At 40.0% G+C, this 20,787-nt stretch carries 16 protein-coding genes, 2 tRNA genes and 1 pseudogene; 12 read left to right on the top strand and 7 right to left on the bottom strand.

All coding sequences use genetic code 11. From position 1 onward, the window contains the following. Positions 1–2: 2 nt before the first annotated feature. Together uca and atzF are read right to left on the bottom strand one after the other, a co-directional pair. Positions 3–3,602, bottom strand: coding sequence for an urea carboxylase (gene uca / locus FTU02_RS04245; RefSeq protein WP_180156006.1), 3,600 nt, complete (start codon positions 3,600–3,602; stop codon positions 3–5). A 19-nt stretch (positions 3,603–3,621) separates the two neighbouring features. After that, positions 3,622–5,436, bottom strand: coding sequence for an allophanate hydrolase (gene atzF / locus FTU02_RS04250; protein ID WP_180156008.1), 1,815 nt, complete (start codon positions 5,434–5,436; stop codon positions 3,622–3,624). A 299-nt stretch (positions 5,437–5,735) separates the two neighbouring features. Between atzF and FTU02_RS04255 the strand changes: the two are divergent. After that, positions 5,736–6,669: pseudogene (locus FTU02_RS04255) on the top strand (IS5 family transposase). 483 nt (positions 6,670–7,152) lie between these two features. Here FTU02_RS04255 and FTU02_RS04260 read toward each other — a convergent pair. Next, positions 7,153–7,228 (bottom strand) — tRNA-Arg (locus FTU02_RS04260). A gap of 188 nt (positions 7,229–7,416) precedes the next feature. On the opposite strand from FTU02_RS04260, the gene FTU02_RS04265 reads away from it, so the two are divergent. The 7 genes from FTU02_RS04265 (at position 7,417) to FTU02_RS04295 (ending at position 13,903) form a co-directional block, all read left to right on the top strand. Further along, positions 7,417–8,352, top strand: coding sequence for an ABC transporter ATP-binding protein (locus FTU02_RS04265; RefSeq protein ID WP_180156010.1), 936 nt, complete (start codon positions 7,417–7,419; stop codon positions 8,350–8,352). Then, complete coding sequence (locus tag FTU02_RS04270) at positions 8,349–9,122, top strand: ABC transporter permease (protein WP_180156012.1); 774 nt, start codon at positions 8,349–8,351, stop codon at positions 9,120–9,122. The genes FTU02_RS04265 and FTU02_RS04270 overlap by 4 nt, the downstream gene beginning before the upstream one ends. Beyond that, positions 9,122–9,940 (top strand): NADPH-dependent 7-cyano-7-deazaguanine reductase QueF, encoded by an 819-nt coding sequence (gene queF, locus FTU02_RS04275; protein ID WP_111883994.1) that lies wholly within the window; start codon positions 9,122–9,124, stop codon positions 9,938–9,940. Before FTU02_RS04270 ends, queF begins: the two co-directional genes overlap by 1 nt. Positions 9,941–9,957: 17 nt before the next feature. Then, entirely contained in the window at positions 9,958–10,608 is a 651-nt protein-coding gene (locus FTU02_RS04280; protein ID WP_078191986.1) for a hypothetical protein, read from the top strand. 784 nt (positions 10,609–11,392) lie between these two features. Then, positions 11,393–12,394, top strand: coding sequence for a lytic murein transglycosylase B (gene mltB / locus FTU02_RS04285; protein ID WP_078191987.1), 1,002 nt, complete (start codon positions 11,393–11,395; stop codon positions 12,392–12,394). Between the two features lie 286 nt (positions 12,395–12,680). Further along, positions 12,681–13,295 carry a septal ring lytic transglycosylase RlpA family protein gene (locus tag FTU02_RS04290; protein ID WP_078190310.1) on the top strand — a complete coding sequence of 205 codons (615 nt, stop codon included), beginning with the start codon at positions 12,681–12,683 and terminating at the stop codon, positions 13,293–13,295. Between the two features lie 152 nt (positions 13,296–13,447). Then, complete coding sequence (locus FTU02_RS04295; RefSeq protein ID WP_180156014.1) at positions 13,448–13,903, top strand: DUF962 domain-containing protein; 456 nt, start codon at positions 13,448–13,450, stop codon at positions 13,901–13,903. Positions 13,904–14,156: 253 nt separating this feature from the next. Here the strand turns inward: FTU02_RS04295 and FTU02_RS04300 are convergent, their stop codons facing one another. From FTU02_RS04300 to rpsB, 3 genes are all read right to left on the bottom strand, one after another. Continuing rightward, positions 14,157–14,666 carry a DUF3465 domain-containing protein gene (locus FTU02_RS04300; protein WP_180156016.1) on the bottom strand — a complete coding sequence of 170 codons (510 nt, stop codon included), beginning with the start codon at positions 14,664–14,666 and terminating at the stop codon, positions 14,157–14,159. Positions 14,667–14,840: 174 nt separating this feature from the next. Then, complete coding sequence (tsf, locus tag FTU02_RS04305) at positions 14,841–15,716, bottom strand: translation elongation factor Ts (RefSeq protein WP_180066391.1); 876 nt, start codon at positions 15,714–15,716, stop codon at positions 14,841–14,843. 143 nt (positions 15,717–15,859) lie between these two features. Continuing rightward, positions 15,860–16,606 (bottom strand): 30S ribosomal protein S2, encoded by a 747-nt coding sequence (rpsB, locus tag FTU02_RS04310; RefSeq protein ID WP_078190314.1) that lies wholly within the window; start codon positions 16,604–16,606, stop codon positions 15,860–15,862. Positions 16,607–16,813: 207 nt separating this feature from the next. Between rpsB and map the strand changes: the two genes are divergently transcribed. The 3 genes from map (at position 16,814) to FTU02_RS04325 (ending at position 19,895) form a co-directional block, all read left to right on the top strand. Next, a complete protein-coding gene (map, locus tag FTU02_RS04315; RefSeq protein WP_078191991.1) occupies positions 16,814–17,641 on the top strand; it encodes a type I methionyl aminopeptidase in 828 nt (275 codons plus the stop codon). A 270-nt stretch (positions 17,642–17,911) separates the two neighbouring features. Continuing rightward, positions 17,912–19,138 carry a pyridoxal phosphate-dependent aminotransferase gene (locus FTU02_RS04320; RefSeq protein ID WP_180156018.1) on the top strand — a complete coding sequence of 409 codons (1,227 nt, stop codon included), beginning with the start codon at positions 17,912–17,914 and terminating at the stop codon, positions 19,136–19,138. A gap of 322 nt (positions 19,139–19,460) precedes the next feature. Further along, a complete protein-coding gene (locus tag FTU02_RS04325; RefSeq protein ID WP_180156020.1) occupies positions 19,461–19,895 on the top strand; it encodes a PaaI family thioesterase in 435 nt (144 codons plus the stop codon). Positions 19,896–19,945: 50 nt separating this feature from the next. Here FTU02_RS04325 and FTU02_RS04330 read toward each other — a convergent pair whose 3' ends face one another. Next, positions 19,946–20,404 carry a hypothetical protein gene (locus FTU02_RS04330; RefSeq protein WP_180156022.1) on the bottom strand — a complete coding sequence of 153 codons (459 nt, stop codon included), beginning with the start codon at positions 20,402–20,404 and terminating at the stop codon, positions 19,946–19,948. Positions 20,405–20,655: 251 nt separating this feature from the next. On the opposite strand from FTU02_RS04330, the gene FTU02_RS04335 reads away from it, so the two are divergent. Beyond that, positions 20,656–20,731, top strand: a tRNA-Asn gene (locus FTU02_RS04335). The last annotated feature ends 56 nt before the right edge of the window (positions 20,732–20,787 follow it).

Here is a 20,787-nt window from a genome sequence, read left to right on the forward strand (position 1 = left end):
GTTTATTCCATATAAACTAGCGGTTCACCGCTATGTACCGTTTGTCCTGCACGGCAAATAATCGCTTTCACGATACCATCATCATCGGCATAGACTGGAAGCTCCATTTTCATCGCTTCAATAATGGCTACAGTCTCACCTTTCTTCACAGACTGTCCAGCTTCGACAAAAATTTTCCAAATGTTGCCGGTCATCGATGCATTTAAAGCTGCATACTGGCTATAGTCGGTATCATCTTGCAGGATTTCCATTTCCGCAGGTGCATCAAACTCATCTTTCCAGCGTTCAACTTCAGTTGTAAATGCCTGCTGCTGCTGTGCTTTAAATTCGGCAATACTGTCCTTCTCTGTTTCCAAAAAGGCTTGATAGGCTGCAAAATCAAATTCAGTTTCTTCAATTTTGATTTCCGCCACACCATTGGCAAAGTCGGCACGGAATTGATCCAGTTCAGCTTCGGTTACTTCATAATATTTAATTTGATCAAAGAAGCGTAAGAACCATTGCTGATCGCCAAACTGTTTGTTCTTTTTAAACTTATTCCAAATAGGCAGTGTACGGCCAATCAACTGATAACCGCCCGGTGAGTCCATGCCATAGATACACATGTACATACCGCCAATACCCACTGTGCCTTCTGCAGTAAAAGTACGTGCAGGGTTATATTTCGAGCTGAGCAAACGATGACGTGGATCAATTGGCACTGCACAAGGTGCAGTTAAATACACATCGCCCAAACCTAAAATTAAGTAATTTGCATCAAAAAGAATGTCTTTGACTTGCTCACGACTGTCTAAGCCATTAATGCGCTGAATGAAATCGACGTTATTTGGCAACCAAGGCGCTTTGGCACAGACACTTTCTTGATAACGTTCCACAGCACCTAAAGTGGCCGAGTCCTCAAATGCCATCGGCAAGTGAATAATACGGGATGGAATCTTGATTTGGCTCAAATCTCCCATCTCATTTTCGAGTCCTAATAAGAACTGGATTAAATTCGCTTGGCTGAAACGCAATCCATCATATTTAATTTGCAGTGAACGTACACCTGGTGAAAGCTCTAAGATTCCATCAATATTCGCTTCACGAATGAGCTGCATCAGTCTATAAACACGTAAGCGCAATGCAAGATCGAGGACATTTTCGCCATATTCCAACAAGATATAACTGTCACCTGCCTGACGATAGACCGCTTTTGGCGCATGTGCATCCGCTTCACGCACAGCCAATATCCCTTCAGGCTTGCATTCAAAATTGACCAACGCTGACTTTTCAGGTGCTTGAGCAAAGTTTTGGATATCGGCAATTTGCTGAACTTCCAATGCATTGGCTTGTTCAACACTCATCGGATAGAAACTAATACTGTCATCTGCCTTAAGTTGACCAATTTTCCAAAGTTCAGCTTTGGCAATCGTCACTGGGCAAACAAAGCCACCGAGGCTTGGGCCATCTTTAGCCAAAATCACAGGGAAATCACCGGTGAAGTTAATCGCCCCAATAGCATATTCACAGTCATGCACATTGGATGGATGCAAACCTGCTTCACCACCATTTTCACGTGCCCAGCTTGGGGTTGGGCCTGTTAAGCGAATGCCTAAACGGTTTGAGTTAAAGTGTACATTCCATGTTGAAGCAAAAAATTCTTCAATATATTCAGGTTTAAAGAAATCTGGTGCGCCATGCGGGCCATAGAGCACACCAATTTTCCATTCTTTGCCATAGCTTGGAATACGGTCTGCAGCTAAAGCTTGCGGTGCTGCTGTTGCAATTTCCAATCCATCTAAAGGCAAGCTTGGATTGACCATTTTAATCATGTCACCTGCACGCAGCACTCGCCCTGCATGACCGCCAAAATTACCCAATGCAAAGGTTGAGCGGCTGCCTAGATATTCAGGTACATTTAGCCCGTTACGGATCGCAAGATAAGTACGGCAACCCGACTCAACTTGTCCAAGTACTAATGTTTGCCCTGCTTTGATGCTGATCGGTTGCCAAAAATCGACATTCACACCATCTAGAGTCGCGCTACATGGCGCACCTGCAAGGGCTACAATGTTGTCTGCATGAAATTTTAGACTCGGCCCTTGTAAGGTAAACTCAAAGCCTGCTGCCGATTTTGGATTACCGACAATTTGATTGGCCAACTGAAATGCATAATCATCCATCGGGCCTGATGGCGGTACACCAATATCCCAATAGCCCACACGCCCCGGATAGTCTTGAATCGAACTTTGCGTGCCCGGTTGCAGCACTTCAATTACATTTGGCACGTATTTAAAATCATCCAGTAGACGTGTCCAGATTTGCATATTTTCAAAGCGTGCATCTGAAACTACGGTATGTGCATAGTCTAAGTTGGTACTGATGCCATTCAGGCGGGTTTCAGCCAAGGCTGTTTTTAGCTTAGCAATCGCACTGTCTCGGTCTGCTGCATGCACAATAATTTTGGCAATCATCGGGTCAAAATATTGTGAAATTTCTGTGCCTGTTGACACCCAAGTATCCACACGAATATCTTCAGGGAAATATACATCCGTGAGTACACCCGGACTTGGCTGGAAGTTTTTCACTGGGTCTTCCGCATAGATTCGCACTTCAATGGCAGCGCCATTGGGCTGAATATTGCTGAGTTTGTCCCAATCTAAAGCATCACCTGCCGCCACTTTCAGCATGCATTCAATCAGATCTAAACCCGTCACCATTTCCGTTACAGGGTGTTCAACCTGCAAACGGGTATTCACTTCAAGGAAATACACTTCATCACGGGCAGCATCATAGATAAACTCAACTGTGCCTGCGCTGCGGTATTTCACCAATTGACCAAGCTCTACAGCAGCACGGTGCAATTTTTGACGTGTTGCTTCTGGTAAGTGCGGTGCAGGTGTTTCCTCCACCACTTTTTGGTTACGACGCTGCAAGGAACAGTCACGCTCACCAAAAGCAGCGACTTGACCTAAACCATCACCAAAAATTTGTACTTCGACATGACGAGCTTTATCGACAAAACGTTCGAGAAACACGCCCGCATCTTTAAAGAACTGCTCGCCTAGACGCTTTACACTTTCATACGCATCTTTTAATGATTGTTCATCATCACAGCGGGTTAAACCAATACCGCCACCGCCAGCGGTGCTTTTCAACATGATTGGATAACCAATCTCTGCAGCAGATGCGAGCGCTTCATCCAAACTGCCTAATAATCCTGTGCCCGGTGTCATCGGCACATTGGCTGCCGCAGCCAATTCACGTGCACGATGCTTCAAACCAAACTCTAAAATTTGTTCAGCCGTTGGCCCCATAAAGGCAATGTTATTTTCTTCACATGCACGGGCAAAGTCGGCACTCTCAGATAGAAAACCATAACCGGGAAATATTGCTTCAGCGCCAGTTTGTTTAGCTGCTTGAATCAATTTTTCAATACTTAAATAAGTCTCTGCAGGTTTGATGCCCTCAAGTGAAACCGCCACATCTGCATCTAAAACATGTTGTGCATAACGGTCTGTCTCTGAATATACGGCAACCGACTGAACACCGAGTTTCTTTAATGTACGAATCGCACGAACAGCAATTTCACCACGGTTTGCAATTAAAACTGTTTTAAACATGATTATTTCCCCGATTTTTTTAATTTGATTTTGCTGTTGTTGCTTGCAGTGATTGGATATAGGCGCGCCAGCCGCCAAATTCACTGATATTTTTTGCACCGTTTAGGCCATAAGGTTCACAAATAAAGCCTTTCACCCAACGTCCATCGGCAAGCTCGATATTGCCCATACCCAGTGGTGTTGGAATTTCGGCGACAAATTCACCAAAGCGTGCTTTTGGAATATCCCAAAGCTCGACAATAATTTTTTGACCCGCTTCCTGACGCGCTAAACCTGGTTTCGGCGGTACAGTGCTTGGCAATGCATAGAGGGCGTAATCAGCAGAAGTGGTTGTGGTTTCGACATGCACGGCTTGGCGTGTTGTCAGTTGGAAATTGAGTGGCATGCCTGTGAGATGTGCGCCTACGACTGCAACTCGAAAATGTTGCGCGGATGGTGCAGACATGACTGAATTTGCTTCAGGCAATGTTTTAGCTACTGCACCGAGTGGTAATTTCAAATGCTTTTGCCATTTTTCGGCAAAATCTGCTAAAGCCGTATCGTGCCAAGCCGGTGCAATGAATGTGATTCCAAAAGGCAGCCCGTCGGCACGAAAGCCTGCAGGTACAGCGATGGCACTCAGGTCTGCTAAATTGGTAAAGTTGGTATAGGTGCCAAAGTGGCTATTATTTTCAATTGGCGATTCAGCCATTTCTGCAAGTGTGTGTATGGTTGGCGAGCTTGGCACCACTAAGGCATCAAATTGCGCTAAGGTTTGCTGAATGTCTCGAGCCAATTCTTGCTTTAAATATTCGGCGTTATAAGCATCCACCGCAGTGTACTGCTGGCCTTTTTGAATAATTTCCAAAACTGTTGGATCAAAGTCTTGTACCGATGTTTCTAATAAATCTGCAACTGCAGCAGTACGCTCTGCGACCCATGACCCTTGGTAAAGTTGGCTCGCCAATTGACTAAAAGCACTGAAATCAATTTCTGTTAGTTCTGCGCCTAAGTTTTTTAATTCAGTCAGTGCTTGCTGGAATGCATCCGCCGATTGAGCATCACCAAAAAATTCTAATTGTTTTGGAATGGCTAAATTTAATTGTGCGCTGAACTTTGCAGGCGCTGTAGCAGGATTCACACGTGAATAACTGTCGGTTACATCAAAACCTTCCATAACTTCTGCCACTGCAGTTGCATCAACGACAGTTAAAGCAAAAATTGAAATGCAATCTAAGCTTTTACACGCAGGCAGTAAGCCAGTATTTGAAAAGCGACCTTTGGTCGGCTTTAAGCCAACAATATTATTAAATGCTGCGGGTATACGCCCTGAGCCTGCTGTATCTGTACCGAGCGCAATCGGGACTAAACCACGCGCCACCACACTGCCTGAACCTGAACTTGAACCACCGCTTACATAGTCAGGATTAAAAGTATTTGCCACTGTACCAAATGGTGAACGTGTACCGACCAATCCTGTGGCAAATTGATCTAAATTGGTTTTGCCAACAATGATGGCACCTGCTTGTTTTAATCGTTGCACCACAAAGGCATCTTCAGTTTTTATGTCCGTAAATAACTTAAATGCAGCGGTAGATGCAAAACCTACCACATCTATATTGTCTTTCACTGCAATAGGCACACCAAATAAAGGTAAGGCCGCAGAATTTTCAATTTGTTTTAAAGCGTCAATCTGTGCAGTTAATTGTTCTATCGATGCAATGGATATCCATGCTGGGTCTGCATGGTCAAATTGCTCAACCATGGCATATAAGTCTTCGAGTTGAATTATGTTATTCGCGTAGCCCGCTTTCCATTCCGCTAAGGTCCAGCCTAAAGTTTTTATTGAGTTCATTGATGTGCTCATTCTTGTATCCAAGTTTGAATACTGTGTTGCACACATCATGCCAACTCTAATTATTATTTATTTTTCAATATCTTAATATATTTTATCAATCATTTGCCTATTTTATTTAGCCAGTACAAAAGGATAAATGTTCTATTAAGTTTCCCATCTCCACTATTTTGGTGCATGACTTTTATAATCGTGTTTTCAATAGATTCTTTTCATTTAGATGCAGTATAAATATAGTGAACTTTGGCTTTGTTGCACAAACCTATCGTTAAGGGCTTATTCCACAATATAATTTTCAAATGAATAAGCCCACACTTAAAATTTACTGTACTCTCAATTGGTCTACATACAACCGCGCACTTATTAATCGTGGAAAATATTGCCATTTGGTTTGATTCAAAAACTCAGTGGTATGCACAAGCAAAGGGCAAACAAGGTCGAAATCAAACTTATTCTGATATAGCAATCCAATGTTGCCTAATGATTAAATCCCTATTTCGACTCTCTTTACGCATGGTTACAGGTTTTGTTCAAAGCCTGATTAAGCTTTGGGGATTAGATTGGACAGCTCCGGATTACTCCACCCTTTGTCGTAGACAAAAGCATATTGATATTGCGATTAGCTATCAAAAAAGTAGTGATGGGCTACATCTACTCGTAGACTCCACTGGCTTGAGATTTCTAGGTGAAGGTGAATGGAAACGTAAGAAACATGGACCTGAATATCGTCGTCAATGGCGCAAGCTACATATTGCTATAGATGCTGAAACCCTTCAAATACGTGCAGTACAGCTTACTACAAATAATGTGAGCGATTCGCAAGTACTCGATGATTTACTTTCTCAAATTCCCTTGGATGAACGAATTGATTCGGTCTATACTGATGGCGCATATGACACAAAGCTCTGCCGACAAGTCATTTCAGATCGAGATGCACATGCGGTGATTCCACCTAGAAAAAATGCGAAGCCATGGAAAGATAAAAAGACCAGCTCGCTAGAGAGAAATGAATTACTTCGTACTGTTAAACATCTAGGTAGGACGCTATGGAAAAAATGGGCAGGCTACCATCGTCGAAGTTTGGTTGAAACCAAGATGCATTGCATCAAATTATTGGGCGATAAATTAACAGCAAGGAGTTTTCCTAGTCAGGTGAATGAGATTCATGCACGTGTAGCAGTTTTGAACAAATTCACAGAATTAGGTCACCCTCATACCCAAGTTGTCACTTAAATTTGAGTTACTTAGAGAAACTCTATCTTTAAAGCCTTTATGCAACAAAGCCGGTAGTGGACAACTCTAGAGGTAATAAAGTAATAAGTTATTTTAAGTAATTGAATTAAATGATAAAAATACATTACATTTAAAGGTAATTTTTGAGGTAATATTTTATAAGATATTGATTTTATTAAAGTTAAATATTTATAAATATCACCTTTTTTCACAGTAATAAATTACTTAAATATTACCTCTAAATTACTTTTTAAAAATGATATAAGTTATTGTATTAAATAGGATTATAGAAAAATATTACTTTATTACTTCAAAAAAACGCTAGTCCCCAAATATTTTTTATTTTCCATAAATAGGGGGTTTTATATGTTTTTCACTTTGCTCTTATTATTTTCATGGGAGTGATATGGGAATTTCTTCCCTCAAAAACCAATTAAAATACACCCACAAATAAATTCAAGTTATTGATAAATAACAATAAAATGGTGCGCTCAGCGGGACTCGAACCCACGCCACAGGCTTCGGAGACCTGTACTCTATCCAGTTGAGCTATGAGCGCTTATTTTGGATTGCGCACATCATAACAAAAAAAACTGTAAGGTAAAGCAACTATATAGATGTTAGGTATTTTTCTGCTTAAGCTTTATACAACGTTCTATTTTTAAAATGCAGAATTCCATACGATTTACTTGGTTTATTTGCCCCGATATCGCACAATACTCACACTATTTATAGAGTGAATTATTTATGACTGATGCACTAACGTTAAAGCAGCTGTCAAAAACCTATAAAAATGGGTTTCAGGCGCTTAAAGGTATTGATTTAACAGTACCCGAAGGTGAATTTTATGCACTTTTAGGTCCCAATGGTGCAGGAAAATCTACCACGATTAGTATTATCAGTTCACTAACCCGTAAAACTTCAGGTTCTGTTGAAATCTTTGGGCACAATTTAGATACCCATCCCTCGCATGCAAAGCAGTGTTTGGGCGTTGTACCTCAAGAATTTAACTTTGGTCAATTTGAAAAAACATTTGATATTTTGGTGACTCAAGCTGGTTATTACGGTATTTCTAAAAAGATAGCAGAGAAACGTGCAGAGGAATATTTAGAAAAGCTTGGCCTTTGGGAAAAACGTAGCACCCAAGCACGCATGTTATCGGGCGGTATGAAACGCCGTTTAATGATCGCTCGTGCCATGATGCATGAACCTAAACTGCTGATTTTAGATGAGCCGACTGCTGGTGTTGATATTGAACTACGCCGTTCGATGTGGGATTTCCTCACTGAAATGAACGAAAAAGGCACATCTATTATTTTAACGACACACTATTTAGAAGAAGCTGAAATGTTGTGCCGTCGAATCGCAATTATTGATCGTGGTGTGATTAAAGAAGACACCAGCATGAAAGGTTTCCTCAGCCAGTTGAATGAAGAAACATTTATTTTCGATCTAGCCGAACCCATTGAACCGATCCATATAGAAATTATTGGTGTCCGTTTCAACTTAGTAGATCCTGTCACCTTAGAAGTCACTATGGATAAAGGCCATACCTTGAATGATTTATTCCAACTCATGGAATCTCAAGGTATTCAAGTTCGAAGTATGCGTAATAAATCTAACCGACTAGAAGAACTGTTTGTCCGTATGGTCGAAAAAAATCTTGAAGGTGCAGCACAATGAATTTTAACCAACTGTGTATCGCCCTCTACACCTTAGTGTATAAAGAAATTCGCCGTTTCATGCGTATTTGGCCGCAAACTCTTCTCCCACCTGCGATCACCATGAGTTTGTACTTTGTGATTTTCGGTAATTTAGTCGGTTCACGCATTGGGCAAATGGGCGGTTTTAGCTATATGCAGTTCATCGTGCCCGGCTTAATTATGATGGCGGTCATCACCAACAGCTATGCCAATGTGTCATCAAGTTTCTTTAGTGCAAAATTTCAAAAAAGCATCGAAGAATTAATCATGAGTCCAGTGCCGTTACACTTGGTGCTTTGGGGTTATGTGATCGGTGGCGTTTGCCGTGGTGTTTTAGTCGGCTTTATTGTTACTGCGATGAGCCTATTTTTTACTGAATTACACCTAACCAATATCTTCGTAACTATATATACAGTTCTCATTACTTCGCTGCTGTTTTCTCTTGGCGGATTTATTAATGCTGTTTATGCAAAATCTTTTGACGACATTTCGATTATCCCGACTTTCGTCCTGACTCCGCTGACTTATTTAGGCGGTGTTTTCTATGCCATCTCATCACTGAGTCCTTTTTGGCAAAATCTCTCTTTAATCAACCCTGTCGTGTATATGGTCAATGCTTTCCGCTACGGTATTTTGGGCCATAGCGATGTGAATGTCGGCATTTCACTGACAGTTATTACTGCATGTTGCGTTGTACTTTATGGCGTGGCGTATCATTTACTTTCTCGTGGTTCAGGAATGCGTGAATAATGAGTGTAGAACAATCCCTTTTAGGTAAAGACACCAACTACCCAACAGAATATCAACCCGATATTCTGTTTCCGATTGCACGTGCCACTGCACGTGAACAATATGCCCATGTGGAAGGCATCCGCCAAGGTACAGACTGGTGGCATGTTTTTGAAATTTCTTGGTTAAATGCTTCTGGTGTGCCTCAAGTCGCTATTGGCCGTTTAACTTTGCCTGCAAGTTCAGACAACCTCATCGAATCGAAATCTTTAAAGCTCTACTTTAATAGTATGAACTTTACCAAATTTGATTCTCAGGCAGCGTTTAAAGCAACCGTTGAAAAAGACTTATCTGCTGCAGCCAATGCCGCTGTGACTATTGATCTATTTCATGTTGATGAAGTTGAAATTTCAAAACCGCAAGGCATCTGTATTGATGACTTAGAACCCACCCAGTTAGAAAATCATCCAAATGCAGCTTTACTCTCTTTAGATGAAGATGCAGCGCAAGAAGAAGTTGAAATTCAACTTTATTCACATTTATTAAGAAGTAACTGTCCAGTCACGGGTCAACCTGATTGGGGAACGGTATTTATACGGTATAAAGGTACTAAGCCTTGTTATCGTAGTATTCTGGCTTATATTATTTCTTACCGTCAGCATAATGGTTTCCACGAACAATGTGTGGAGCAAATGTTTGCCGATATTTGGCAACATTTAAAACCAAGTCAGCTGATGGTATATGCTGCCTATACACGCCGTGGTGGATTGGATATCAACCCTTGTCGTGTATCGGATTTAACATGGATGCCTCGCCCCATTCGATTGGCGCGACAATAAAAAAATTGAGGTTAGTGATGCCATTTTTTGGTTTTATTCCTTCTGAGGAACTTCTAAGCAGTATCCAAAATGGTCACGCGAAAAAAAATTCGAGTGAACCCCTTTATCCTTTACGTGATAAAACAGCTTTGCTGATTAATGAAGAAATCATTGGTGCAACTATATTAGCTCCTGTTCATCTGTTTCCTGCAAGCGATAAGCGCGACACAGCAGAAAAACTGGCTGGCTATGTCAAATCAACAGTCGCTGTATTGTTAAAGCAGCTATTGGGTAAATCTCCGAATGATGTGGTGAAACAATCCATTGAATTTTCAGAACGAAGTTTATTTCAAGACGCGACTGGCACTTATCGTGTTGGTCTGAGCTTAGATGCAGGATTGGTCACTAACCTTAAGAACAGTTATGCCGAAATTAAATCGGGCGCAGATATAAATAAAGCTGCTTTTGGTGAACTGTATAAACAGTTTGCTGAAGCTGCAGTGCGTCATTTTATGAATGACTTTAATAAAACTCTCGATTTAGGCATGATTAAACGTAAAGCAGCCGATATCGGTTCTTCTGCTGTGATTAAAGCTATTCATATTGCAATTGATAAGATTTTCCCAAATTTAACCAAAGAAGAGCTAAGTGCCCTTGCAGAAGCACATGATGCGATGTTTAACAAATAAATCTCGCTTTTCGTCAAAACCTAGCTTTGGCTAGGTTTTTTTATGGCTAAACGCATAAAATCGAATCCCGATACAATGACTATATATAGTCATGCAAACACAGTTCTAGAATTGAACAGATTTTTATTAAAAGACAGTGCATTTAATGTACTATTTTTAAAAATACACACAGAAAAGAAAGAACCTGATTACAGATCATATTTTAATGTTAGCTGTCATTTTGGCTTAAATTTCAATGCGTCCATTTTAATATTCAATCTCTTTCTTTTTTATCATTCAGTCTATATTTCTACTTTATATAGCAACGTTTTCAACAGCATTGAAGCGTTAGCGAAAAAAACTATGTAATGAATAAACCACTGCTTGCATATGGGTGTTTTAGACCGGTACCTTTTTAATCCTATCCCTTTATTTTTAGATATAACATTGCAACTTTTGTAGCTTCTAAACAGTATTTCGCAACGCGATAAAGTTTACTCGTTCTGCGTTTTTATGACGCATGAGTTTTAGAGTCATCTTTATTTCAAATGATTTGTGAATATTTGCAAGTTATGTAAATGAATATGTCACTTTTCAATATGTTAACTGCGAAAAAACCCTTTGCTTTGTCTTTTTTTGTATATCTATTTATGAAAGCATGCGCTGTCAGTGGTATCTTAGTTGCTATTGGTAACGTTTACCTTTAATGAGCTATGAAACCAGAAGGTCATCACAATTTTCAGGATCTTTTCCCCTCGAAATTTTGTTCATACTCATCGCTAAAGCAACTGGAAATTTTTTATTTATGCTAAATCGAAATTTTTATAAAAAACTATCACATATTGCCATTATGGCCGGTTCAATTTCACTGACCAGTTTTTGTCAGGCTAACGACTTCCAATCTCATCCGGCATATGCAAGCTTTAAACAAAATGCAATGCAAACCTATGGTCTGAGTGAAAATCAAATTGATTGGGCAATGCAAGGCAGTAAAAACCTACCCAACATTATTAGCATTATGAATAGACCTGGTGAATCAAAGCCTTGGTACCAATACAAAACCAATTTTTTAGCTGAAAGTACAATTCAACGCGGCGTTCGCTTCAAAAATCAATATGCCGACACTTTAAATCGTGCAGAACAACAATTTGGTGTGCCTCAATCCGTGATTTTAGGCATTTTGGGTGTTGAAACAGGCTATGGCAGCAATAAAGGTAATTTTATCACCCGTGATGCTTTGGCGACCCTTGGTTTTGGCTATGAACGCCGTGCGCAATATTTCCAAGATGAACTTGCTGCACTGATTGCTTGGTCATATAAAGATGGTGTTCCAACCAACTCTGTCGTCGGTTCATATGCAGGTGCTGTGGGTTATCCTCAATTTATGCCAAGTAACATTCCAAAATTTGGTGTGGACTACGATGGCAATGGTCATGTTGACCTGCGTAATTCAGCTGTCGATGCCATTGGTTCAATTGCAAATTATTTAGCAAATTATGGTTGGCAGCGTAATCAACCGATTGCTTTTGCTGCTCGCTATAGCGGAAACAACCCAGATGCTATTATTGCAAAGGATTTAAACCAGCCAACACCCTATGGTGTACTCAAGGCTCAAGGTGTAACCCCTATGAATCCATTGGTAAAAATCGATGATCTCGATTTAGTCAATGTCATCCAATTGCAAGATAGTTATGGACCAATTTATTACATCACTTATCCAAATTTTCAGGTCATTACAACCTATAACAAAAGCCGTATGTATGCGACTGCACTATGGCTTTTAGGCACTGAAGTTACCAGTCGATAAGACTGGTTTTTTCTTATAGAGCAAAAAAGTCAACAAATATTTTCACCAAAATGAGCATTTATTCGACATTTTACACACATTGTTACATTATTGATTATTTTTTAACCAACTATTGTTAATTTTTTAGACATTTTCAAAGTATTTTAATTAAACACTAGACAGCCTATTGATGGCATGAATATTATCCATCTCGTTAAATATAGTTGCAAAAGTGAAATATCAGACGTGTTTACATGGATATCAGCGACTTAGTTGAACCAGTAAATATGCCATTGGGAGATAAACAATGCAGTCATCAATTATTAAATATGCCTTAGCGGTTGCCACGGCAGTTGCGCTAAGTCAGTCACAAGCTGAGATGGTTCAGTCATCATCATTCAATCATGATAATGACAACTCGCGTCTTGCAGCTCGTGTATTGAATAAAGAAGCTCAAAGCTTCAATTCAAACTTTACGAATTTAAGTAGCCTTTCAATCACTGAGCGTTCTGGCGATAAAATTCGTCGTCAAACAATCGCTGCTAAAATCGAAATTCCTGAAGATGAGCCTTCAGTGATTGAAAAGTTAAATACTGTTGCATCGAATACTGTTCGTAAGTTCACTCAAACAGGTACTGCTTCTTGGTACGGTCGTCAATTCCACGGTCGTAAAACAGCAAGTGGTGAAACGTTTGACATGAACGCACTTACAGCAGCACATCGTAGCCTGCCACTTAATTGCTTTATTCGTGTTACGAATCGCAATAATGGTAAAAGCGTCGTGGTGAAAGTAAATGACCGTGGTCCATTCCATGGCAATCGTGTTCTCGATTTATCTTATGGTGCTGCTAAGCAACTGGGTATTACCAGTGCGGGTACTGCAAATGTGAGCATTGAGCGCGTAGACGGTCCAAATTCTTAATTCTCCCATGAAGTGACTGCATTTAACAGACCACGCCTAGCGTGGTTTTTTATTTGAAGCCTCTTAGTCTTTCAAATCATCAGTAATCCTGATTTTGACCCTTCCCGCATTCTTGTTTATATTGGAGTCCTTCCCCATGATTAAGGACTATCATGAAAACAATCAACGAATGGTTTGATGAATACAGCGAAAGTCATCAAAATAAAACCAATAAAATGATTCACTGGATTTGCGTACCCACGATTTATTTTTCAATCGTTGGCATATTGGCGCATTTTAGCGCGCTACTTACTGCTGTCTTACTTGCCTTAGCATTTATCTTTTACGCACGTTTAGACATTGTGCTTGCTGTTGCAATGGCCGCGTTAACGTTAATCATGGCATGGCTAATTTGGGTGTTACCAGTTGGATATGGCTTTTATATCGCACTCTTTGTATTCGCATGGATTGGTCAATTTTATGGTCATAAAATTGAAGGTAAAAAGCCCTCTTTTTTCAAAGATCTCCAATTCCTCCTCATTGGCCCTATTTGGTGTTTAGATACATTTGCAGGCAAAGTACTTGGTAATTGGAAAACACGCCATAAATCGCAAATAAAGAGCATTTAAAGCATGATTAATTTCATAGATCTCTTTTTCACTTCTTCCACATCAGTTTTCTTCATATTCGATGCTTAAAACCCTATTGTTTATAGGTGTATTTATCTTTAGTTTTTCCAATCATTTTTTCTATTTATACGACCAAAAAGCCAGTGTTTAAACACTGGCTTTTACTCAATATGATTAATCCAATTTTATGTTGATAGCATCATCTGAATCATGATCATTTAAATGGCTAAAGTTAAAAATGACTACGTGATTTTTATTGATACGTTTTACCTTGATGCTTTAACCAACCATCCTGATGACGTCCATTCGGATCGTGATGTGTCCAATGCATCACACCACCCTTATCTGAATATTCGTATTCACCGTAAAATTGAACTGTATCGCCTTTTTGCAAGTTATCAATTCGTGGGGCTAGATCGATATTATGTGCAACTAAAAGGGTTTGACCATTATTTAAGGTCAAAATGAACTTTTGATGGCGACTACCTTCATTATCATCTCGAAGTACCGCTTTCACTCGACCTGTACCCTCAACCTGAACATTACTGAGTTTATTTTTAAATGCATGCGCAATAACATCTTCAGCACTCTGCCCTTTTTGTTGAGCATCTACAGGTTGTACTGATTCTATTTGTGGCTGTGCGTTTTGTTCCGCTGTCGTCTGAACTGGTGCAGATTTTTGTTGTTGTAAATCGATTCCGAAATAAGCGGCTGTAAGCGCAACAATAATTCCGCCGATGGTTAAATTTGTTTTGTTTGCCATAAGATAGTTTAAATCTAAATTTTCAACTCATTATAGTCATTAATATGGATAAAAATAGAATCTATGCACAAGAATGCACACAATATAAAGTTTAAATAGCTTTGAAATCAGTAAAGCTACAACCATAAAAAAAGCCCTCTAAAACGAGGGCTTTTTTCTACAAATAATCAGAGATTATTTTGCAGCAGCTTGAGCAGCAGCAACTTCTTCAGCGAAAGAAAGTTCAGCTTTTTTCTCAATACCTTCACCAACTTCGAAACGTACGAAGTTAGCAACAGTAGTACCAGTTGCTTTAAGAACTTCTGCAACTTTCTTATCGTTGTCGATAACGTACATTTGGTTCTCAAGAACAACTTCGTTCAAGTATTTCTGAACTGAACCAGTTACCATTTTTTCAACGATGTTTGCTGGTTTACCAGATTCAATTGCTTTCGCTTCAGCAATTTCTTTTTCTTTAGCGATAAGTTCAGCAGAAACGCCAGCTTCGTTTACAGCAACTGGGTTGAATGCAGCGATGTGCATAGCCAAACCTTTACCAGTTTCAGCATCACCAGCGTATGCAACTACAACACCGATTTTTAAACCGTGTTTGTAAACTGCAAGGTTGTCGCCTTCAACGATTTGAGCACGACGTACTTGGATGTTTTCACCGATTTTTTGAACAAGCGCGATACGAGCTTCTTCAACAGTAGCACCATCTTCAAGTTTCAATTCAGCAATTTGAGCAACGTCAGTTACACCAGCAGCAAGCGCAGCAGCAGCAACTTTAGCAGAGAAACCAGCAAAGTTTTCGTCTTTAGCAACGAAGTCAGTTTGACAGTTAACTTCTAAAAGAATTGCTTTATTACCTTCTTGAGCGATAGTGATCGCGCCGTCAGCAGCAATGTTACCTGCTTTTTTAGCAGCTTTAGCTTGACCAGATTTACGAAGGTTGTCGATCGCTAATTCGATGTCACCGCCCGCTTCTGTTAATGCTTTTTTACATTCCATCATTGCAAGACCAGTACGATCGCGCAATTCTTTAACCATGCTTGCTGTAACTGCAGTCATGTTAATCTCCTAAATACGGTAGAAAATGAATTCTTTTTTTAGAACAGAAACGGCCCAGAGCTGTCTCTTGGGCCGTCTGCATACATGACGCTTACTTTGCCACCATCACGTGTCGCAAAAATGACAAGCTTACGTCAAACGCATTAAGCCTCAGAAGCAGGAGCTTCTTCGCCTTTAGCTTGTGCATTTGCTTGTGATTGAGCATATTCTTTACCAGCAAGAATCGCATCAGCCATAGCAGAAGCGTAAAGAGTAACTGCACGGATCGCATCGTCGTTACCAGGGATAACGTAGTCTACGTTGTCTGGGTTAGAGTTTGTATCAACGATACCGATAACAGGAATACCAAGGTTTTTAGCTTCTTTAATTGCAATTGCTTCGTGATCAACATCGATTACGAATAATGCGTCAGGTAAACCACCCATGTTTTTAACGCCGCCAAGAGCGCGTTCAAGTTTTTCCATCTCACGAGTACGTTCTAAAGCTTCACGTTTAGTAAGTTTAGCGAAAGTACCGTCAGTAGATTGAGTTTGAAGGTCTTTTAGACGGTTGATTGACTGGCGAAGAGTTTTCCAGTTAGTCAACATACCACCCAACCAGCGGTGATCAACATATGGTTGACCTGCACGTTGAGCTTGTTCACGGATGATTGCAGAAGCTGCACGTTTTGTACCAACGAACAAAACTTTGTTCTTTTTGCTAGCCAAGTTGTTAGCAAAGTTCAAAGCATCATTTAACGCAGGAACAGTGTGCTCAAGGTTGATGATGTGAATTTTGTTGCGCGCGCCGAAGATGTATTCGCGCATTTTTGGATTCCAAAAACGTGTTTGGTGACCGAAGTGTGCGCCTGCTTGAAGAAGGTCGCGCATGCTTACGTTGTAATCTGCCATTTTCTTTACCTTAAAGTTTGGGTTAGGCCTCCATATACCCGCATTCTCCACCTAAAAAGGCACCCAGAGAAATGTGTCGATATATGTGCGGATTTTATTGCCCCATCGCACAAAGCTCGTGAAAGATATTCACGAAAAAGCATTTGATAAAATGGGCGGCTATTTATACCATAGTCACATACAAATTTCCAAAAGTTTTTAGAGATCATGAACAGTACTTACGAAGCTCCACGTCGATTAATTAAAACGCCTGACGAAATTGAAAAAATGCGCGTCGCGGGTCGACTGGCGGCAGAAGTTTTGGATATGATCAAACCGCATATTGTTCCAGGTGTGACTACCCTCGAACTTGATACGATTTGTCATGACTATATTGTCAATAAACAAGAAGCTATTCCTGCATGTCTAGGTTATGGCGCTGCGCCAGGTCGTCCAGCATTTCAGCACGTAATCTGTACTTCAGTGAACCATGTGGTGTGTCACGGTATTCCATCTGAAAGCAAAAAGTTAAAAAAAGGTGACATTTTAAACATCGATGTCACTGTGATTAAAGATGGTTACCACGGTGATACCAACATGATGTATATCGTGGGTGGTGAAACATCTATTTTAGCGAACCGTTTATGCAAAGTTGCCCAAGAAGCCATGTACCGTGGTATGGCGGTGGTAAAACCAGGCGCAACCATGGGTGATATCGGCCATGCTATTCAACAATATGTTGAATCAGAACGTTTTGGTGTTGTACGTGAATATTGTGGTCATGGTATTGGTACCGTTTTCCATGACGAACCACAAGTTTTACACTATGGTCAACCAAATACAGGCATGATCTTAGAAGAAGGCATGACATTCACGATTGAACCAATGGTGAATGGTGGCGACTGGAAAACCAAACTTCTTGGCGATAAATGGACTGTCGTGACTAAAGATCATAGCTTGTCTGCACAGTACGAACACACGCTACTTGTAACAAAAAATGGTGTAGAAGTGCTAACTGCTCGCCCTGAAGAAGATTTATCGCGTTTTGTTCAATAAGCAAAGTATTTGAAGCACAAAATTTTATTAAAAATGGTCACACATGTTGTGGCCTTTTTTATGCCCTATTTTTGTCCGTGACTTTAAGAATTTGCTATAAAATTTGATTAAAAATTTAAGTAACTCAATGTAAATTTTCTCAATTATAGGGTTAGGATGGAATATCACACTTTTTTGCACATTGTTGATTTTGCCACTCCCCATTACTGTGCATTTAAGCTAAGATAGTGTGCTTTTTATTTTTTAATCCCTATAAGAAGGAATACTGCCGTGGACGTACGTCTGTCTGATCGTGTAAATAGCATCAAACCGTCCCCTACACTTGCTGTTACTAACAAAGCTGCTGAATTGAAAGCTGCTGGTAAAAACGTAATTGGTTTAGGCGCAGGTGAACCGGATTTCGATACCCCACAACACATCAAAGATGCTGCAATTGCTGCTATCAACAATGGCTTCACTAAATATACAGCTGTTGACGGTACTCCAGGTCTTAAAAAAGCAATTATTGCTAAATTAAAACGCGACAATAACCTTGATTACGCTGCAAACCAAATCTTGGTTTCTTGTGGTGGTAAACAATCTTTCTTTAACTTGGCACTTGCTTTGTTAAACAAAGGTGACGAAGTAATTATCCCTGCTCCTTACTGGGTAAGCTACCCAGACATGGTGATCATTGCTGAAGGTACTCCTGTAATCGTGAAATGTGGTGAAGACCAACGTTTCAAAATTACGCCTGCTCAATTAGAAGCTGCAATCACTGACAAAACTCGTTTAGTGGTTCTAAACAGCCCTTCTAACCCAACAGGTATGATCTACACTAAAGAAGAATTGCTTGCTTTAGCTGACGTACTACGTAAATACCCAGAAGTTTTAGTTGCTTCTGATGACATGTACGAACCAATCCGTTGGGACGACGAATTCTACAACATCGCAACAGTTGCACCAGACCTTTACGATCGCGTAATCGTTCTTAACGGTGTATCTAAAGCTTATGCAATGACTGGCTGGCGTATTGGCTACGCAGCGGGCCCTGCTAAACTGATCGCTGCGATGAAAAAAATCCAATCTCAATCAACTTCAAACCCAACTTCTATTTCACAAGTTGCTGCAGAAGCTGCATTAAATGGCCCTCAAGACGTTCTTGAGCCAATGATTGAAGCATTCAAACGTCGTCACGACTTAGTTGTAAAAGGTTTGAACGACATCAACGGTATTACTTGCCTTCCAGCTGATGGTGCATTCTATGCATATGCAAACATTCGCCCATTGATTCGTGCGAAAGGTTTAAAATCTTGCACAGAATTCTCAGCATGGTTATTGGAAGAAACTGGTGTTGCCGTAGTTCCTGGCGATGCTTTCGGTCTAGGTGGTTACATGCGTATTTCTTATGCAACTGCAGACGAAGTGCTTGTAGATGCGCTTGCACGTATCAAGAAAGCTGCTGATTCAATCGAAGGCGTAGATGCTGCGATTGCTTCAATTGCTGCTGAAAAATAATTTGATCTAAAGATCAAATCAAAAAAACCCGCGATATTCGCGGGTTTTTTATACTCATCAAAAGAATAAATACGCTTCACTTCAACATGCTTTTGATCAATTTTTTTTCGCGGCTCAAACTAAATAACAAAGCTCATCCAGCCCATTTGACTCCCTTCAAATCGACTTAAATATTAAAAAGCCAAACGATAAAACCTAAAACTAACCTTCATATTCAAATCTTTGGTTTGCATTCTTTTTACGTTTTCAGCTATGTTATTTAAATAAGTTCCATTTTAGAACCCAAAATAACCACAAAACTAACCTATCCAGAGATCTACCAATGAACATCAAAGAAATGACTGGACTAGAAATTTTAAAGGCAATGATGCAAGGCCAAATTCCACCTGCAAGCATTAGTGAAATTATTCCAATGCAACCCAAAAAGATTGAGCAAGGTAATGTAGAGTTTGTTGTAAAAGCCGATCAGCGCCATTTAAATCCCCTTGGTGGTGTGCATGGTGGCTTTGCAGCAACAGTCTTAGATACAGTTACAGGGTGTGTCGTACACTCGGCATTAGAAGCTGGTATAGGCTATGGCACCATTGATCTCAATATAAAAATGTGTCGACCTATCCCTAAAAATCAAGATTTAACCGCAATAGGCCATTTAATTAATATCAGCAAAAATTTAGCAATTTCAGAAGGCAGAATTATGGATAACAATGGAAAGATATATGCTCATGCAACAGCGACAAGCATGATTATACGTCCTTAATATTTTGTTTTTCTGCTCGCAATTCAATGCGAGCAGATGATGGTTCAAACTTAAATTGCTGAATGTAAGGCGCGAATTAATTGGCCTTCACTTAGATCAATGCGATTACTGCCCTTTTGAAAGCAGTAATATTTTAAAGCACTTTCTAACTCAACACGAAGTTCTTGTTGTTTTGAAATAGACCATACTTTAGAACGATTTGAGCCTGATAACGCATTACCTGCCAATTGGTATAAATACAAATCTTGCTTGCGTTGCAAAGGCACACGACGGCCATCATCTTGATGTTCAAAACGTAAATGACATGGCGTGTTGATCAACCATTTTTCACTAAACCACAGTTGTAATAAATCACCCAATGCCAAGTCACGTCGACCCAAAGGCCAAACGTCAACGTATGCACCTTCGACAGGTGTTTGATATTGCTCTTGGTTACTAATAATGGAAAGATAGTTTTCTTGGTAAAAAGAAAAATTTGAAAAAATCTGAGAAATAGTCAGCGTATTCATTCGCTTTCTCCTGTTTAGCCATTTTAGTGCTGGCAAGTTGGGTTTAAATCCACACTGTTTAAACATATGTTTAAACGCTCTTTTGTTGTATTCAGACTATCAATTGAATTTTTTCTTTGCAAGCCTAAGATTCATTTTTTCTAAAAAATCCTTCTTTTTGTTCAAATAAAAAACATCTATCACGCATTTCTCCTCATATTGGTATTTTTAGCTTGACCCTCTTCAAAATCTGCTTATAATCGCATTCAGATTCTCCAATAGCTCAGTCGGTAGAGCGACGGACTGTTAATCCGCAGGTCCCTGGTTCGAGCCCAGGTTGGAGAGCCAAATTCTAAAGCCCATTTATTTAAATGGGCTTTTTTAATGCCTATGATTTACATATA

Source organism: Acinetobacter sp. YH12045, from assembly GCF_013419925.1.
GTDB classification, from domain to species: Bacteria; Pseudomonadota; Gammaproteobacteria; order Pseudomonadales; family Moraxellaceae; genus Acinetobacter; species Acinetobacter amyesii.

Excerpts from the sequence above, each read along its gene's own strand:
- uca (WP_180156006.1), bottom strand. The coding sequence starts at position 3,602 with ATGTTTAAAACAGTTTTAATTGCAAACCGTGGTGAAATTGCTGTTCGT.
- atzF (WP_180156008.1), bottom strand. The coding sequence starts at position 5,436 with ATGAACTCAATAAAAACTTTAGGCTGGACCTTAGCGGAATGGAAAGCG.
- FTU02_RS04265 (WP_180156010.1), top strand. The coding sequence starts at position 7,417 with ATGACTGATGCACTAACGTTAAAGCAGCTGTCAAAAACCTATAAAAAT.
- FTU02_RS04270 (WP_180156012.1), top strand. The coding sequence starts at position 8,349 with ATGAATTTTAACCAACTGTGTATCGCCCTCTACACCTTAGTGTATAAA.
- queF (WP_111883994.1), top strand. The coding sequence starts at position 9,122 with ATGAGTGTAGAACAATCCCTTTTAGGTAAAGACACCAACTACCCAACA.
- FTU02_RS04280 (WP_078191986.1), top strand. The coding sequence starts at position 9,958 with ATGCCATTTTTTGGTTTTATTCCTTCTGAGGAACTTCTAAGCAGTATC.
- mltB (WP_078191987.1), top strand. The coding sequence starts at position 11,393 with ATGCTAAATCGAAATTTTTATAAAAAACTATCACATATTGCCATTATG.
- FTU02_RS04290 (WP_078190310.1), top strand. The coding sequence starts at position 12,681 with ATGCAGTCATCAATTATTAAATATGCCTTAGCGGTTGCCACGGCAGTT.
- FTU02_RS04295 (WP_180156014.1), top strand. The coding sequence starts at position 13,448 with ATGAAAACAATCAACGAATGGTTTGATGAATACAGCGAAAGTCATCAA.
- FTU02_RS04300 (WP_180156016.1), bottom strand. The coding sequence starts at position 14,666 with ATGGCAAACAAAACAAATTTAACCATCGGCGGAATTATTGTTGCGCTT.
- tsf (WP_180066391.1), bottom strand. The coding sequence starts at position 15,716 with ATGACTGCAGTTACAGCAAGCATGGTTAAAGAATTGCGCGATCGTACT.
- rpsB (WP_078190314.1), bottom strand. The coding sequence starts at position 16,606 with ATGGCAGATTACAACGTAAGCATGCGCGACCTTCTTCAAGCAGGCGCA.
- map (WP_078191991.1), top strand. The coding sequence starts at position 16,814 with ATGAACAGTACTTACGAAGCTCCACGTCGATTAATTAAAACGCCTGAC.
- FTU02_RS04325 (WP_180156020.1), top strand. The coding sequence starts at position 19,461 with ATGAACATCAAAGAAATGACTGGACTAGAAATTTTAAAGGCAATGATG.
- FTU02_RS04330 (WP_180156022.1), bottom strand. The coding sequence starts at position 20,404 with ATGAATACGCTGACTATTTCTCAGATTTTTTCAAATTTTTCTTTTTAC.